This window comes from Pseudoduganella aquatica (assembly GCF_009857595.1).
Classification (GTDB): domain Bacteria; phylum Pseudomonadota; class Gammaproteobacteria; order Burkholderiales; family Burkholderiaceae_D; genus Rugamonas; species Rugamonas aquatica_A.
In genome coordinates, this window is the sequence record NZ_WWCU01000031.1 from 47,024 (window position 1) to 62,798 (window position 15,775).

At 66.3% G+C, this 15,775-nt stretch carries 15 protein-coding genes; 13 read left to right on the plus strand and 2 right to left on the minus strand.

Going from position 1 to position 15,775, the window contains the following annotated elements:
- Positions 1 to 100 precede the first annotated feature (100 nt).
- Genes GTP77_RS22270 through GTP77_RS22285 form a run of 4 tightly spaced genes read left to right on the plus strand, consistent with a single transcriptional unit; the run spans position 101 to position 6,216 of the window.
- The gene (locus tag GTP77_RS22270) at positions 101 to 3,568 is read left to right on the plus strand and encodes a response regulator (protein WP_161074347.1); all 3,468 of its coding nucleotides are present in this window, start codon (positions 101 to 103) and stop codon (positions 3,566 to 3,568) included.
- 10 nt (positions 3,569 to 3,578) lie between these two features.
- Positions 3,579 to 4,412, plus strand: coding sequence for a CheR family methyltransferase (locus GTP77_RS22275; RefSeq protein ID WP_161074348.1), 834 nt, complete (start codon positions 3,579 to 3,581; stop codon positions 4,410 to 4,412).
- Positions 4,409 to 5,032: a chemotaxis protein CheB gene (locus tag GTP77_RS22280; RefSeq protein ID WP_161074349.1), complete on the plus strand. Its 624-nt coding sequence runs from the start codon at positions 4,409 to 4,411 to the stop codon at positions 5,030 to 5,032. Before GTP77_RS22275 ends, GTP77_RS22280 begins: the two co-directional genes overlap by 4 nt.
- Complete coding sequence (locus GTP77_RS22285) at positions 5,032 to 6,216, plus strand: hybrid sensor histidine kinase/response regulator (protein WP_161074350.1); 1,185 nt, start codon at positions 5,032 to 5,034, stop codon at positions 6,214 to 6,216. Before GTP77_RS22280 ends, GTP77_RS22285 begins: the two co-directional genes overlap by 1 nt.
- On the opposite strand, the gene GTP77_RS22290 is transcribed toward GTP77_RS22285, so the two are convergent.
- The gene (locus tag GTP77_RS22290; RefSeq protein ID WP_161074351.1) at positions 6,213 to 7,913 is read right to left on the minus strand and encodes a methyl-accepting chemotaxis protein; all 1,701 of its coding nucleotides are present in this window, start codon (positions 7,911 to 7,913) and stop codon (positions 6,213 to 6,215) included. The two genes, GTP77_RS22285 and GTP77_RS22290, sit on opposite strands and share 4 nt — an antisense overlap.
- 178 nt (positions 7,914 to 8,091) lie before the next feature.
- On the opposite strand from GTP77_RS22290, the gene GTP77_RS22295 reads away from it, so the two are divergent.
- Positions 8,092 to 8,550 carry a DUF2244 domain-containing protein gene (locus GTP77_RS22295; protein ID WP_161074352.1) on the plus strand — a complete coding sequence of 153 codons (459 nt, stop codon included), beginning with the start codon at positions 8,092 to 8,094 and terminating at the stop codon, positions 8,548 to 8,550.
- A gap of 1 nt (position 8,551) precedes the next feature.
- On the opposite strand, the gene GTP77_RS22300 is transcribed toward GTP77_RS22295, so the two are convergent.
- Positions 8,552 to 9,139 carry an OmpW/AlkL family protein gene (locus GTP77_RS22300; protein ID WP_228894081.1) on the minus strand — a complete coding sequence of 196 codons (588 nt, stop codon included), beginning with the start codon at positions 9,137 to 9,139 and terminating at the stop codon, positions 8,552 to 8,554.
- A gap of 231 nt (positions 9,140 to 9,370) precedes the next feature.
- On the opposite strand from GTP77_RS22300, the gene GTP77_RS22305 reads away from it, so the two are divergent.
- From GTP77_RS22305 to GTP77_RS22340, 8 genes are read left to right on the plus strand one after another with little or no spacing between them, the layout of a single operon-like run.
- The gene (locus tag GTP77_RS22305) at positions 9,371 to 9,883 is read left to right on the plus strand and encodes a (2Fe-2S)-binding protein (protein ID WP_161074354.1); all 513 of its coding nucleotides are present in this window, start codon (positions 9,371 to 9,373) and stop codon (positions 9,881 to 9,883) included.
- Positions 9,880 to 12,066: a xanthine dehydrogenase family protein molybdopterin-binding subunit gene (locus tag GTP77_RS22310; RefSeq protein WP_187358805.1), complete on the plus strand. Its 2,187-nt coding sequence runs from the start codon at positions 9,880 to 9,882 to the stop codon at positions 12,064 to 12,066. Before GTP77_RS22305 ends, GTP77_RS22310 begins: the two co-directional genes overlap by 4 nt.
- 19 nt (positions 12,067 to 12,085) lie before the next feature.
- The gene (gene soxX / locus GTP77_RS22315; RefSeq protein ID WP_161074355.1) at positions 12,086 to 12,535 is read left to right on the plus strand and encodes a sulfur oxidation c-type cytochrome SoxX; all 450 of its coding nucleotides are present in this window, start codon (positions 12,086 to 12,088) and stop codon (positions 12,533 to 12,535) included.
- Positions 12,532 to 12,984 (plus strand): SoxY-related AACIE arm protein, encoded by a 453-nt coding sequence (locus tag GTP77_RS22320; RefSeq protein ID WP_161074356.1) that lies wholly within the window; start codon positions 12,532 to 12,534, stop codon positions 12,982 to 12,984. The genes soxX and GTP77_RS22320 overlap by 4 nt, the downstream gene beginning before the upstream one ends.
- Positions 12,984 to 13,310 carry a thiosulfate oxidation carrier complex protein SoxZ gene (gene soxZ / locus GTP77_RS22325; protein WP_161074357.1) on the plus strand — a complete coding sequence of 109 codons (327 nt, stop codon included), beginning with the start codon at positions 12,984 to 12,986 and terminating at the stop codon, positions 13,308 to 13,310. The genes GTP77_RS22320 and soxZ overlap by 1 nt, the downstream gene beginning before the upstream one ends.
- Positions 13,307 to 14,098, plus strand: a complete 792-nt coding sequence (gene soxA / locus GTP77_RS22330; protein WP_161074358.1) for a sulfur oxidation c-type cytochrome SoxA — start codon at positions 13,307 to 13,309, stop codon at positions 14,096 to 14,098. The genes soxZ and soxA overlap by 4 nt, the downstream gene beginning before the upstream one ends.
- Positions 14,099 to 14,110: 12 nt before the next feature.
- On the plus strand, positions 14,111 to 14,461 hold the full coding sequence (locus GTP77_RS22335) for a c-type cytochrome (RefSeq protein ID WP_161074359.1): 351 nt from the start codon (positions 14,111 to 14,113) through the stop codon (positions 14,459 to 14,461).
- The gene (locus GTP77_RS22340; RefSeq protein ID WP_161074360.1) at positions 14,458 to 15,726 is read left to right on the plus strand and encodes an NAD(P)/FAD-dependent oxidoreductase; all 1,269 of its coding nucleotides are present in this window, start codon (positions 14,458 to 14,460) and stop codon (positions 15,724 to 15,726) included. The genes GTP77_RS22335 and GTP77_RS22340 overlap by 4 nt, the downstream gene beginning before the upstream one ends.
- Positions 15,727 to 15,775 lie beyond the last annotated feature (49 nt).

Below are 15,775 nucleotides of genomic sequence, written 5' to 3' on the forward strand. Positions count from 1 at the left end.
AGCGGCGCGCATGCGTCCCCGCACTATTGGTATTTAACTAACATACTTCCGTGTCGATGGGCTACACTCGTGATTCATATGCAACCGGGGTAGTGTAGTCATGATGGGATCTTCTGCGCACGACGATAACAGTTTTCGCCGCATCCTTGCGCGCAACATCACCATGCCGCTGGTCGCTGGCGTGGTCAATGTGGGCGTGTTCATCGGCATCCTGGCCTATCTGCTGAATGTACTGAACTGGGTGGAGCACACCGAACGCGTCATCGGCAACGCCAACGAAATCGGCCGGCTCATGGTGGACCAGGAATCCGGCATGCGCGGTTTTGCGCTCACCGGGGACGAAGCCTTTCTCGCCTCCTACAAGCTGTCCAAGCCCAAGATGGCCACGGCGCTGACCACGCTGCGCGAACTGGTGTCCGACAATCCGGTGCAGGTGAGCCGGGTGAACAATATCGCCGCCCAGCAGAAGCAATGGGATGTCTTCGCGCAGGAAGTCATCAGCCTGCGGCGCAGCAAGGGCGACTACCTGGAGCCCATCAAGGCTGGCCGGGGCAAGCTGGAATTCGACGAAGTGCGCAGCCTGTTCCAGTCCTTTATCACCAGCGAGCAGCGCCTGCTGGCCGAGCGGCGCTCCGACGCCAAGGCCGTCACCGCATTCGCGGTCACGGCCTTCCTGTTGATCAGCCTGATCGTCAGCGGGCTGCTGGCCCTGTTCGGCCGGCGCGACATGCGCAAACTGTCCGATACTTATGGCAGGGCCCTGCAGGAACAGACCGAGCATGCCGAGCGTTTGCAGCAGCAGGCCTGGCTGCGCACCGGCCAGACCCAGCTCGCCCAGCAGGGCATAGGCCAGATGGCGCTGCCGCAGTTGGCGGCAGCGCTGCTGCAATTCCTGTCGCGCTACATGGACGTAACCGTGGGCGCGCTGTATGTGCGCGAGCAGGACGGCAGCCTGCGCCGCGTGGCCTGCTACGGCTACAGCCGCGAGGACGAGGAGTACGGCATAGTACTGGCGCCGGGCGACGGGCTGCCGTGGCAGGCCCTCCAGCAGCGCCGCGTGATCCAGCTGGGCGACGTGCCGGAAAACTACGTGAAGATCAGCAGCGGCATGGGCGCCGCCGCGCCGCGCCACCTGCTGCTGGCGCCGGTGGATAGCGACGGCGAAGTGAACGGTGTGCTGGAGCTGGGCTTTTTGCAGCCGGTGACGGAACGCCAGCTCGATTTCATCAAGCTGGTGAGCGGCAATATCGGCACCGCCATCGAAGCGACGCTGGCGCGCCAGCGCATTGCCGAAGTGCTGGCCGAGACCCAGCAGCTGAACGAGGAACTGCAGGTGCAGCAGGAGGAGCTGCGCACCGCCAACGAGGAACTGGAAGAGCAGTCGCGCGTGCTGGAGGAGTCGCAGGCCAGCCTGGAGAACCAGAAGGCGGAGCTGGAGCAGACCAACGAGCAGCTGGCCGAGCAGGCTGTGGCGCTGGACCAGAAGAACGAGGCGCTGGGCGAGGCCGGGCGGCAGCTGGAGGAACGCGCGCTGGACCTGGAGCGCGCCAGCCAGTACAAGTCGCAGTTCCTGGCCAATATGTCGCACGAGCTGCGCACGCCGCTCAATAGTTCGCTGATCCTGGCCAAGCTGCTGTCCGAGAACGCGCAGGGCAACCTGAACGAGGAGCAGGTGCGTTTCGCGCAGACCATCTACGGCGCCGGAAACGACCTGCTCAACCTGATCAACGACATTCTCGACATCGCCAAGGTGGAGGCGGGCAAGCTGGAGCTGGCGCCGGAGGAGCTGAATCTGCGCCAGGTCATGCGTGGACTTGAGCATGTGTTCCAGCCGCTGGCGCAGCAAAAGCGCCTGGAGTTCGTGGTGGAGCTGGCGCCGGGCGTGCCGGAGACGGTCTACACCGACCGCCAGCGCCTGGAGCAGATACTGAAAAACCTGCTGTCGAACGCCATCAAGTTTACCGAAACGGGCCGCATCGCGCTGCGCGTGTCGGCCGACGCGGCGGGGCAGCTCAGCTTTGCCGTCAGCGATTCCGGCATCGGCATCCGCCCCGAGCAGCACGAAGCCATTTTCGCCGCCTTCCAGCAGGCCGACGGCACCACCAGCCGCCGCTACGGCGGCACCGGCCTGGGGCTGTCCATCTCGCGCGACCTGGCGCGGCTGCTGGGCGGCGCCATCGCGCTGAGCAGCCAGCTGGGCAAGGGCAGCACCTTCACGCTCACGCTGCCGGCGCAATGGGCTGCGCCTGCCCCGGCGCCTGCCACGCAAGCGCCGTCCGCCTTTGTGCCTGCCGTGCCCGCCGCCGCAGCCATCGCAAGCGCCGCCACCCCGGCGCCGCCAGCCGCGCCGCGAGCCTTCGACGACGACCGCAACCTGCCGCCCCCGCCCGACCGCCTGGTGCTGGTGGTGGAGGACGAACCGGCCTTCGCCCGCATCCTGTACGACCTGGCGCGCGAGATGGGCTACCGCTGCCTGGTGGCCTTCGCCGCCGACGAGGGCCTGCAGCTGGCCGAACAATACCGTCCGGACGCCATCCTGCTCGACATCCGCCTGCCGGACCGTTCCGGCCTGTCCGTGCTGCAGCTGCTCAAGGACAATCCGGCCACCCGCCACATTCCCGTGCACGTGGTGTCCGCGTCCGAAAACGGCGAGGCGGCGCTGCACATGGGCGCCATCGGCTGCGCGCTCAAGCCCACCACGCGCCAGCAGCTGGTGGACGTGTTCCAAAAACTGGAAAACAAATTCACGCAGAAGATCAAGCGCCTGCTGCTGGTGGAGGACGACGCCCGCCAGCGCGACAGCGTGGTGGCGCTGATTTCGGACGACGACATCGACATCACCGCCGTCGAATCCGGCGAGGCGGCGCTGGCGCTGCTGCGCACCACCATTTTCGACTGCATGATCATCGACCTGAAGCTGCCGGACATGCAGGGCAACGAACTGCTGCAGCGCATGGCGCAGGAGGAGATCGCGTCCTTCCCGCCGGTGATCGTGTACACCGGCCGCAACCTCACGCGCGCCGAGGAAGCGGACCTGCACAAGTATTCGCGCTCCATCATCATCAAGGGCGCGCGCTCGCCCGAGCGCCTGCTGGATGAGGTGACGCTATTCCTGCACAAGGTGGAATCGCAGCTTTCCAGCGAGCGCCAGACCATGCTGAAAACGGTGCGCAGCCGCGACCGCGTGTTCGAGGGCCGCCGCATCCTGCTGGTGGACGACGACGTGCGCAACATCTTCGCCCTCACCAGCGCGCTGGAGCAGAAGGGCGCCGCAGTGGAAATCGCCCGCAACGGCGTGGAAGCCATCGACAAGCTGAACGCCCTGCCGGAGATAGACCTGGTGCTGATGGATGTGATGATGCCGGTGATGGACGGCCTGGAAGCCACGCGCCGCATCCGCGCCGACGCCCAGGGCCGCTTTGCGCGCCTGCCCATTATCGCCATCACCGCCAAGGCCATGAAGGACGACCAGGAGCAATGCCTGGCCGCCGGCGCCAACGACTACCTGGCCAAGCCCATCGACCTGTCGCGCCTGTATTCACTGCTGCGGGTGTGGATGCAGCCTTGAGGATGCCGCCATGACTCAGCAAGTACAGCGCAGCAGCGCGGATATCGAACTGGCCATGCTGATGGAGGCCATCTACCTGAAGTACAGCTACGACTTCCGCGACTACACCGGCGCCTCGCAAAAGCGCCGCGTGCTGCACGCCATGGGCGAGATGAAGTGCACCACCATCTCCGAGCTGCAGTCGCGCGTGCTGCACGACCCCGCCGCCTTCACGCAGCTGCTGCAATACCTCACCATCCCCGTGACGGAGATGTTCCGCGACCCGGCCTATTTCGCCGCGCTGCGCGAACACGTGGTGCCGGTGCTGTCCACCTATCCGTCGCTGAAGATCTGGGTGGCCGGCTGCAGCACCGGCGAAGAGGTCTATTCGCTGGCCATCCTGCTCAAGGAGGAAGGCCTGCTGGAGCGCAGCATCATCTACGCCACGGACATCAACCCGCAGTCGCTGGAAAAGGCCAAGAAGGGCGTGTTCCCGCTGGAGAGCATGCGCGACTACACCGCCAGCTACCAGGCCGCCGGCGGCAAGCGCGCGTTCTCGGACTACTACACGGCGGCCTACAACGCGGCCTTGTTCGACCGCTCGCTGATGGAGAACGTGACCTTCGCCGACCACAGCCTGGCCACCGACAGCGTGTTCGCCGAGACGCATCTGATCAGCTGCCGCAACGTGATGATCTATTTCAAGAAGAAGCTGCAGGAGCGCGCGTTTGGGCTGTTCCACGAGTCGCTGTGCCATCGCGGCTTCCTTGGCCTGGGCAGCAAGGAGAGCATCGACTTTTCCGCCTACGGCCCGCGCTTCGAGGCGGTGGTGAAGCGCGAGCGCCTGTTCAGGAAGCTGTCGTGAACGCGCCGTCCTACAGCCCCGAGCAGGCCGCGCTGGAAGGCCGCGCCTTCGAGGCGGTGGTGATAGGCGCGTCGGCCGGCGGCGTGGCGGCGCTGCTGGAGATCCTGCCCGGCTTGCCGGCGGACGCGCCGCTGCCCATCGTGGTGGTGGTGCACATGATGCCGAACCGCCCCAGCCACCTGGCCGAGGTTTTCGCCCAGCGCATGGCGATGGCGGTGGTGGAAGCGCAAGACAAGCAGCCGCTGGAAGCGGGCACGGTATACTTTGCGCCGTCCGGCTATCACTTGTCGGTAGAATCGGAACGCTGCTTCTCGCTGAGCTGCGAGCCGCCGCACCTGTTTTCGCGCCCCGCCATCGACTTTGTCATGGCCTCGGCGGCGGACGTGTACGGCCCCGCGCTGGTTGGCGTGCTGCTCACCGGCGCCAACCACGACGGCGCGGCGGGACTGGCCGCGATAGGCGAGGCGGGCGGCCTGACGGTGGTGCAGGACCCCGGCGAGGCCCAAGTGGGCGTGATGCCGCGCGAAGCCATCCGGCAACGCGCGCCGGATTTGATATTGCCCTTGCGGGACATCCGCCACCTGCTGGCGGCGCTGGAGACAACGTTGGAGAAACGCTGATGCTGGAACGGACCAAGCTGCTGATCGTGGATGACCTGCCGGAGAACCTGCGCGCGCTCCAGGCCTTGCTGCGCGACGAGGAACGCACCGTGTACCAGGCCACGTCCGGCGACGAGGCGCTGGCGCTGCTGCTCGAACACGACTTCGCGCTGGCCATCCTGGACGTGCAGATGCCCGGCATGGACGGCTTTGAACTGGCGGAGCTGATGCGCGGCACCGAGAAAACGCGCCACATCCCCATCGTGTTCGTCAGCGCGGCCGGCAAGGAGCTGAATTACGCTTTCAAAGGCTACGAGGCGGGCGCGGTCGACTTCCTGTACAAGCCGCTGGACGGCGACATGGTCAAGAGCAAGGTGAATGTGTTCGTGGCGCTGCACCGGCAGCGGCAGGAAACGCAGCGCCAGGTGGTGGCGCTGGAAAAGGCGCGCGCCGAGCAGGAGGCCACGCTGCAAGCACTGCACCTGGCGCAGGAAGAACTGCAGCGCGCCTTGCGCACGCGCGACGAGTTCATGTCGCTGGTGGCGCACGAGCTGCGCACGCCGCTCAACACCCTGTCGCTGGAAACGCAGCTGCGCAAGCTGCAGATCGAACGCGGGGTGCAGGAGGGCTTCAATCCCGAGGTGTGGAAAAAGATGGTGGCGCGCGACGACCGCCAGATCCAGAGCATGATACGGCTGATCGACGACATGCTGGACGTGTCGCGCATCCGCAGCGGCAAGCTGTCGATACGGCCCGCCGAGACGGAGCTGTCCGGGCTCTTGCAAAGGGTGGTGGCGGATCTGTCGAGGCAGGCCCGCGAAACCGGCTGCGAAATCAGCCTGAAAGCGGAGCAGGAAGTGCGCGGCCACTGGGACGAATTCCGCATCGAGCAGGTGATCGTCAACCTGCTGACGAACGCGCTGCGCTACGGCTGCGGCACACCGGTGGAAGTGAAGCTGGAAGCGGACTGGCGCGCCGCGCGCATCACCGTGCGGGACGGCGGCAAAGGCATTGCCGAGGAAACCCAGGCCCGCATCTTCGAGCCCTTCGAGCGCGGGCTGGACACGGGCGTGAGCGCCGGCCTGGGGCTGGGCCTCTACATATCGAAGCAGCTCGCGGAAGCCCACCAGGGCACGCTCAGCGTCAGCAGCGCCCCCGGCGACGGCTCCACATTCACGCTAACCTTGCCGCGCACGGCGGGTTAGAACTCTTCCCAATCGCTCTCGGCAGGCTTGCCCGGCGCCAGCCGCTGCGCAGGTTTGGCAGGCGCGCGCACGGCAACGGCGCGCGCCTGCGCCGCAGCCTTGGCCGGTGCAGGCGCGCTGCGCCGTGGCGCCGGCGCCGCCGCTGCGGTATGCGTTCCCGTCTTGAAGAACCCCACCACGGTGGCCAGATTGCCCGCCTGCTCCTGCATGCTCTGCGACGCGGCCGCAGCCTGCTCCACCAGCGCCGCGTTCTGCTGCGTCACTTCGTCCATCTGCGAGATGGCCGCGTTGATCTGTTCGATGCCCAGCGTCTGCTCCTGGCTGGCGGAGGTGATCTCGCCCATGATGTCCGTCACGCGCTGGATGCTGTTGACGATGTCGCCCATGGTGCTGCCCGCGTCGTTCACCAGGCGCGAGCCGGTGTCCACATTGGCCACGGAGGCGTTGATCAGCTCCTTGATCTCCTTGGCCGCCGCCGCCGAACGCTGCGCCAGGTTGCGCACCTCGGACGCCACCACCGCGAAGCCGCGTCCCTGCTCGCCCGCGCGCGCCGCTTCCACCGCCGCGTTCAGCGCCAGGATATTGGTCTGGAAAGCGATGCCGTCGATGACAGCGATAATGTCCACGATCTTGCGCGAGGAATCATTGATGGTGCCCATGGTGTCCACCACCTGCGCCACGATGTCGCCGCCCTTGACCGCCACTTCGGACGCGGACTTGGCCAGCGTATTGGCCTGGCGCGCATTGTCCGCATTCTGCTTCACGGTGGAAGTCAGCTCCTCCATCGACGACGCGGTTTCCTCCAGCGAGCTGGCCTGCTGCTCGGTGCGCGAGGACAGGTCCAGATTGCCCGCCGCGATTTCGCTCGATGCGGTGCTGATCGCGTCGGTGCCGGTGCGCACCTGGCTCACCACGTTGAGCAGGCTGTCGTTCATGGCCTTGAGCGCGTTCAGCAGGCGCCCGGTCTCGTCGCCGCCGCCGCTTTCGATATGCGAGGACAGGTCGCCCGAGGCCACCGTCTCGGCCACGTCCACCGCCTTGTTCAGCGGGCCGGTGATGGAGCCGGTGATGAACCACGCCACGCCCGCACCGATGACGATGGCGGCGATGCCCAGCACCAGCATCAGCGTCTTCGAGCTGGCGTAGACCTGCTCCACGTCGGTGCTGGCGTCGGCGGCCAGCTTGGCCTCGTAGGCCACGAAAGCGTCCAGCGCCTTCAGCACCGCGTTCAGCGACGGGCCGGTTTCCTTGATCAGGAAGGCGGTCGCGTCCTGGATCTCGCCTTCCTTGCGCAGCTTCACCAGCTCGTTGTTCTTGGCGGCGCCGGCTTTCAGCGCATCGTCAACCGCTGCCATGAGCTGCTTCTCCTTGTCGTCGGCCAGCAGCTTGAGCATGGTCTCCTTGGCGGCACCGTACTTCTTGCGCGCCTCGGCGATCTTTTCCAGCTCGGCGTTCATTTCCGGCGTGCCCGGCACCACGATCATGGTGGTCAGCGCCAGGGAGATGTTGCGCACGTTGTCCACCATGGTGTTGGCGGCGGCCATCTTCACGTTCTTGTCGTGCACGATGTCGTTGGTGCGGCTGCCGATGCGCGACAAGGAGCTCAGGCCCAGCACCAGCATCGCCGTCAGCAGCGCCAGCACAATCGCGAATCCCACGCCCAGGCGGGCTCCTATCTTCATGTTTGAAAGTAGCATGTCATCCCCAATGAGCTGATTGTTATAGCCTGCTATTGTTCCTCAAAAAAAGCGGAGGGCGGAGCATTATTATGCGCGGACCGGCGCTTATGTAATTTGTTGTCGTTAGGAAACAACGAGGACCAGGTTTCACCTCGAACGGAGCAGTCGTAAAATAGCAAGAAAAGGAGGCGGCGGCATGCGGCGTGACCTTGATAGACGCGAGTGGCTATGGCGGCGCAATTGTTCGCTGACGCCGCGCCAGACGGTGGCGGCGTGGGCCATGCTGTGCGTGCTTTCCCTGGCCGTGGCGGCGGTGTTCCTGCTGCATGGCGTATGGCAGGTGCTGTGCTTCACCGGCGTGGAACTGGCTGCGGTGACGGCCGCCTTCCTGTGCTACGCGCGCCATGCGTCAGACTATGAACAGGTGGTGCTCACCAGCGGCTGCCTGGTGGTGGAGCGGGCCAACGCCGGGAAAATAGCGCAGACCCGCTTCGTACCCAGCCGCACGCGCATCGGCATGCCGGAGCACGCAGGGGAACTCATTACACTGGAATCGGGCGGCGTAACGCTGGAGGTGGGGCGCTACGCGCTGGCCCCGCAGCGCACGGCCTTTGCCAGCGAGCTGCGCATGGAGCTGCTGGCGGGACGGTTTTAAATCAGAAGCGGTAGCCCACGCCCACCGCCAGCAGCACAGGGTCCACTTTCACTTTGCTGATGATGGCGCCGGCGCTATTGACGTCGCTGCGGATCTGCACCTTCTTCACGTCCACGTTGAGCGACCAGTTTTTATCCAGCGTGAAGTCCGCGCCTGCCTGCAGCGCCAGGCCGAAGCTCTTGTGTTCCAGGCCGGCGGCGCCGTTCAGGATATGCACCTTGGACATGGTGGTGTAGTTCAGGCCCGCGCCCACATACGGCCGGAACTGCGCGTCCGGCAGGAAGTGGTACTGCGCCAGCAGCGTGGGCGGCAGGTGCTTCATGGTGCCGATGCTTTTCCCGTCCAGCAGCACGTCGTGTTTTTGCGGATAGGTCAGCACCAGCTCGGCCGCGAACTGCGGCGTGAAGAAGTAGGAAACGTCGACTTCGGGGATGGTCTTGCTGTCTATGGTGAGACGGTTGGCCGCGCCGGTGCCGCCCACGGGGTCGGATTTGTCGGCCGGGTCCAGGTGCACGGCGCGCAAGCGCACCAGCCAGGGACTGGCTTCCGCTGCCGCCGCATGGCCCATGGCCAGGGTGGCGATACTCATGATCATTGCTGCTGCCGTTACTCTTGCGTGCTTCATACACTTCCTCTCTGCTTCATCGTTAAGTAATGAGCGCAGTGTATTGACGCGCGTCAATGAGTACCTTGATGTAAGTCAAAAATGGCTGTGGTTACCGGGCTACTTTGCGATACAAAACAGTGCTCTGCAGGGCGGAAATTCCGGGTGTAAGATGTCCCTCTTTGATTCCGGTCAACACACCCTCAGGGAGATAGCATGGCGCAGCTCAACGTCAATGGAACCACGCGTGATTTCGAGGCGGAGGACGATACGCCGCTGCTGTGGGTGCTGCGCGAGCAGCTCGGCATGACCGGCACCAAATACGGCTGCGGCGTGGCGCAATGCGGCGCCTGCACCGTGCATATCGACGGCGAAGCGACGCGCAGCTGCGTGCTGCCGGTGTCCGCGCTGAACGCGAAACAGAAAATCGTCACCATCGAAGGCCTGTCCAAGGACGGCTCGCATCCGGTGCAGAAAGCCTGGGCCGCGCTGGACGTGCCGCAATGCGGCTTCTGCCAGTCCGGCATGATCATGGCCGCAGCCGCGCTGCTCAAGCAAAAGCCGAAAGCCACCGACGCCGACATCGACGCGGCCATGACCAATATCTGCCGCTGCGGCACCTACAACCGCGTGCGCGCGGCGATCAAGGTGGTGGCCAAGGGAGCGGACCCCAAATCGGCAGGCCTGGCCATTACGCATGTGGGCGACCACGCCGGGAGCAAAGCATGAGCCGCGCCGAAATGCGTAATGCGTCGGTCTCGCGCCGCAGCTTCCTGAAGGGCGCTTCGCTGGCCCTGGGCGGGCTGATGGTGCCCTTCGCCATTCCTTTCGACGCCGCCGCGCAGGAAGCCGGCATCCCGCCCGAGGTCAACGCCTGGGTGGTGGTCAAGCCGGACGACACCATCGTCATCCGCATCGCCCGTTCGGAAATGGGGCAGGGCACGCTGACCGGCCTGGCCCAGCTGGTGGCCGAAGAACTGGACGCCGACTGGAGCAAGGTCAGCACCGAATACCCCACGCCGGGCCAGAACCTGGCGCGCAAGCGCGTGTGGGGCAGCTTCTCCACCGGCGGCAGCCGGGGCGTGCGCGAGTCGCACGAGTACGTGCGCAAGGGCGGCGCCGCCGCGCGCATGATGCTGGTGCAGGCAGCGGCTGCTGAGTGGGGCGTGCCTGTGGCCGAATGCGTCGCTGCGAACAGCGTGATCACGCACGCCGCCAGTGGCCGCAAGACCAGCTACGGCAAGGTGGCTGAAGCGGCGGGCAAGCTGGCCATCCCCGCCGAGGTGAAACTGAAAGACCCCAAGGACTGGAAGCTGGCCGGCAAGCGCCTGGCGCGGCTGGACACGGTGGACAAGACCACCGGCGCGCAGATCTACGGCATGGACCTGAAGCTGCCCGGCATGCTCAACGCCGCCATCAAGGACTGCCCGGTATTCGGCGGCAAGGTGAAGAGCTTTGATGCGGCCGCCATCGAAAAGCGGCCCGGCGTGAAGAAGGTGGTGCAGGTGGGCGACAGCGCCGTGGCCGTGGTGGCGGACACCTGGTGGCGCGCGCGCACCGCACTGGACGCGCTGCCCATCGTATGGGACGAAGGCCCCAACGCCAAGCTCTCCAGCGCCGACATCGCCGCCATGCTGAAGGAAGGGCTGGACGCGCCGGACGCAGTGGTGGGCAACAGCAATGGCGACGCGCGCGCGGCCATCGCCTCGGCCAAGCGCAAGGTGGAGGCGGTGTATTCCTATCCCTTCCAGAACCACGCCACGATGGAGGTGATGAACGCCACCGCCAAGTGGACGCCGGAGCGCTGCGAAGTGTGGACGCCCACGCAGAACGGCGAAGCGGCGCTGGCCGCCGCGTCCGAAGCGGCTGGCCTGCCCGCCGCCAAGTGCGACGTCTACAAGCTGCACCTGGGCGGCGGTTTCGGCCGCCGTGGCGCGGTGCACGACTGGGTGCGCCAGGCGGTGGCCATCGCCAAGGAGCTGCCCGGCACGCCGGTGAAGCTGCTGTGGACCCGCGAGGAGGACATGCAGCACGGCCGCTACCACCCCGTCACGCAGTGCAAGCTGACGGCGGGGCTGGACGAGAAGGGCAATATCACCGGGCTGCATATGCGCATCTCCGGCCAGTCCATCCTGGTATCGGTGGGCATGGCCATCAAGGACGGCAAAGACCCGGCGGTGTTCCAGGGCCTGAACGCGCCGGGGCCGGAGGCGTCCATCGGCTACACCTTCCCGAATCTGCTGATCGACCACGCCATGCGCAATCCGCCCGTGCCTGCGGGCTTCTGGCGCGGCGTGAACCTGAACCAGAACGCGGTCTACCTGGAGTGCTTCCTGGACGAAGTGGCGCACGCCACCAAGCAGGACCCGCTGGCCCTGCGCCGCAAGCTGATGGCGAACCATCCCAAGCACCTGGCGGTGCTGAACGCGGTGGCCGAGAAGGCCGGCTGGGGCAAGCCCGCGCCCAAGGGCGTGTTCCGGGGACTGGCGCAAACCATGGGCTTCGGCAGCTATGTGGCCGCTTGTGCCGAGGTATCGGTCAATAAAAACGGCAAGCTGAAGATACACCGCATCGTCGCCGCCACGGATTCCGGGCACGCCGTCAATCCGCAACAGATCGAAGCGCAAGTGGAAGGCTCCTTTGTGTATGGCTTGTCCGCCGCGCTGTACGGCGAATGCACGCTGAAGGACGGCCGCGTGGAGCAGACCAACTTCGACACCTACGTGCCGCTGAAGATGGACGAGATGCCGAAGGTGGAAACCATCGTCATGCCGTCCGGCGGCTTCTGGGGCGGGGTGGGCGAGCCGACCATCGCGGTGGCCGCGCCGGCGGTGCTCAACGCCATCTTCGCCGCCACCGGCAAGCGCGTGCGGGACCTGCCGCTGAAGAACCACAGCCTGAAGAAGGCCTGATCTTCACGGCGCCCGCGCTATGCCTGGATTGCTGCCCAATGCCGCACTGCCCGCCGCGCTGGCTGCGGCGGCCGTGCTATTCCTTGCGGACGCGCGGGCCGCAGACTATTCCTCGCCGCTGCAGGGCGCAGCCGCCGGCGACGCTGCGCGCGGCCGCGCCATCGTCGCCAACCGCCAGGTGGGCCTGTGCCTGCTGTGCCACACAGGCCCCATTCCGGAGGAACGCTTCCAGGGCAATCTGGCGCCGCCGCTTGACGGTGCGGGCGACCGCTCCACGGCGGCCCAGCTGCGCCAGCGCCTGGTGGACGCGCGCAGCATGAACCCATCCACCATCATGCCCTCCTACTACAAGACCGAAGGCCTGGCCCGCGTGAGTGCCGCCCACCAGGGAAAAACCATCCTCACCGCCCAACAGATTGAAGACGTGATCGCCTACCTGCAAACCCTGCGCGCGGAGCGGGCGCCATGACCACGCGCCGCCAGCTGCTGCAAGCCGGCGCCGCCTTGCCGTTGCTGGCACTGGTGCGTCCCGCGTCCGCCACGCCGGAGGAAATGCGCGCCGCCATCTCCGCCTACACCGGCGGCGTGTTGCCCAAGACCGGCAAAGTTGTTTTCGACATCGCCAAGCTGATAGACAACGGCAACGCAGTCCCCGTCACCATCACGGTGGACAGCCCCATGACGGCGGCGGAGCATGTCACCGGCATCGCCATCTTCAACGAACGCAACCCGGAAACCGACATTGTCCGCTTCACGCTGGGACCGCGCAGCGGCAAGGGCGAAGTGTCCACCCGCATCCGCCTCGCCACCTCGCAAAAGCTGGCGGCCTTGGCGCGCCTGAGCGACGGCAGCTATTGGCAGCAGACGGTGGACGTCATCGTGGCGCTGGCTGCATGCATCGAAGGGGAGGCCCCGTAATGGCGCGCGCCCTGATCCACATGCCCGCCAATGCGCGCAAAGGCGAAGTGATTGAAATCCGCGCCCTGGTCGCCCACCCCATGGAAAGCGGCTACCGCCCCGATGCCGGCGGCAAGCTGGTTCCGCGCGACATCCTCACCAGCTTCACCTGCCGCTACAACGGGGTAACCGTGTTCAGCGCCGAACTGCATCCCGCCGTTTCCGCCAACCCCTACATCGCCTTCTTCACCGTGGCCACCGAAAGCGGCACACTCGAATTCAGCTGGCAGGGCGACCACGGCTTTGCGCAAACGGAAACCATGCCCATCACGGTGAGCAACTCATGAAGGCCGGCCGCGCCGCCCGGCAGCACGCAGCAGCAATGGCGGCCTGCTTCGCCACGGCCTGTGCCGCGCTGGCTGTAACTCCGCCGGACACGCGCAAATCCGGCGCCGAATTCATGAACGCCTCCACCCAGGCCATGCAGCGCGACGACACGCAAAACCCCGCCATGCTCTGGGTCAGCGGCGGCGAAGCGCTGTGGAACGCCAAGGCCGGCAAGTCCGACCGCTCCTGCGCCAGCTGCCACGGCGACGCCAAACAGAGCATGCGCGGCGTCGCCGCCCGTTTCCCCGCCTTCGACAAGGCCAGCGGCCGCGTTGTGTCGCTCGGCCAGCGCATCGACATGTGCCGCCAGGGCGCCCAGCAGGCCGCCCCGCTCAAGCCGGAAAGCGAAGACCTGCTCAGCCTCGAAAGCTATGTCGCCCTGCAATCGCGCGGCATGCCCATGAACCCGCCCCAGGACCCAGGCACCATAGCCGCAGCCGCGAAGGGCGGGCAGCTCTACCGCCAGCGCATCGGACAGCTGAACCTCTCCTGCGCCCAATGCCATGACGAGAACTGGGGCCGCAAGCTGGCCGGCGCCACCATCCCGCAAGGGCATGCCAACGCCTACCCCATCTACCGTCTTGAGTGGCAAGCCGTGGGATCGCTGCAGCGCCGCCTGCGCAACTGCATGAGCGGTGTGCGCGCCGAAGTGCCGCCCTACGGTGCGCAAGACCTGGTTGACCTCGAAGCATTCCTATCCCTGCGCGCCAGAGGCATGGCGCTCGAAACCCCGGGCGTGCGCCCATAACAAGGAGCAGTCATGCAACTGATACGACACTGTCTCACCGCCGCTGCGTTCCCGGTCTTCATCGCTTGTGCATTCTCCTCCGCGCACGCCGCCGAGCCCATCGCCTCCGGCGCGCGCCTGGCCGCCACCTGCACCGGTTGCCACGGCACCAACGGCGCCACCACCGGCACCGCTTTGCCGCCGCTGGCCGGCCAGTCCCGGGAAGCGCTGCTCACTTCCCTGCAGGCCTTCAAATCCGGCGCCCGCCCGGCCACCGTCATGACACAGATCGCCAAAGGCTACAGCGAAGAGCAGCTGGCCATGCTGGCCGCCTACTTTGCCGCGCAGCGGCCCAACACCACCGTCCAGGGAGGCCGACCATGAAACGCCGTCAATTCCTGCAAGCCTCCGGCGCCGGCATGGTCCTCGCCAGCACGGGCTGCGCCAGCATTACCGGCAGCGCCAAACCGCAAGTCGTGGTGGTGGGCGGCGGCTACGGCGGCGCCACCGCCGCCAAATACGTGCGCATGTGGAGCGGCGGCGACATCGACGTCACGCTCATCGAGCCCAACGCCAGCTTCATCTCCTGCCCGCTCTCCAACCTGGTGCTGGGCGGCTCGAAGCAGCTGGCCGACATCACCATCAGCTACGACGCGCTCGCGCGCCACGGCGTCCGCATCCTGCGCGACAGCGTGCAAGCCATTGATGCAGGCAAGCGCACCGTCACTCTCGCCGGCGGCCAGGTGCTGGGCTACGACCGTCTGATCGTCTCGCCCGGCATAGAATTCATGTGGGACCAGCTGCCCGGCATGCAAAAGCCCGGCGCGCAGGAGCGCCACCTCCACGCCTGGAAAGCCGGTGCGCAAACAGCCGCGCTGCGCGCGCAGCTTGAAGCCATGCCGGACGGCGGCGTCTACGCCATGACCATTCCCGCCGCGCCTTACCGCTGCCCGCCCGGCCCGTACGAACGCGCCTGCCAGATCGCCCACTACTTCAGCCAGCGCAAGCCCAGGTCCAAGGTGCTGGTGCTGGACGGGAATGAAGATGTGGTGTCCAAAGGCCCGCTGTTCAAGAAGGTATGGCAGGAGCGCTACAGCGGCATTATCGAATATCGGCGCGGCTTCAAGACGGTGGACATCGACGTCGCAGGCCGTGCCGCCATCTCCGAGCTGGACGACCATGTGAAAGCCGACGTGCTCAACGTGATCCCGCCGCAGCGCGCCGGCGCCATCGCCGTGCAGAGCGGGCTGGCCAACGCCGGCGGGCGCTGGTGCGCGGTGGACTTCCTCACTTTCGAATCCACGCAGGCAAAAAACATCCACATTCTCGGCGACGCCATCCTGGCCGCGCCGCTGATGCCCAAGTCCGCCCACATGGCCAACCAGCACGCCAAGGTATGCGCCGCCGCCGTGGTGGACCTGCTGAACGGCCGCGCGCCGGAAGCCAAGCCCATGCTCAGCAACACCTGCTACAGCTTCGTCTCCGACAAGGACGTCATCCACGTCGCCTCCGTCCACGCCTACGACGCGGACAAGAAAACGCTGCTCGTCGTCCCCGGCTCCGGCGGCCTCTCCAGCGCCCCCAGCGCGCTCGAAGGCGAATACGCCCTGAGCTGGGCGCGCAACATCTGGAGCGACACCCTAGGCTAGCACTCCTCCCCCCTGCGATCCATGGCCGATCATGACCGATGATGGGTCG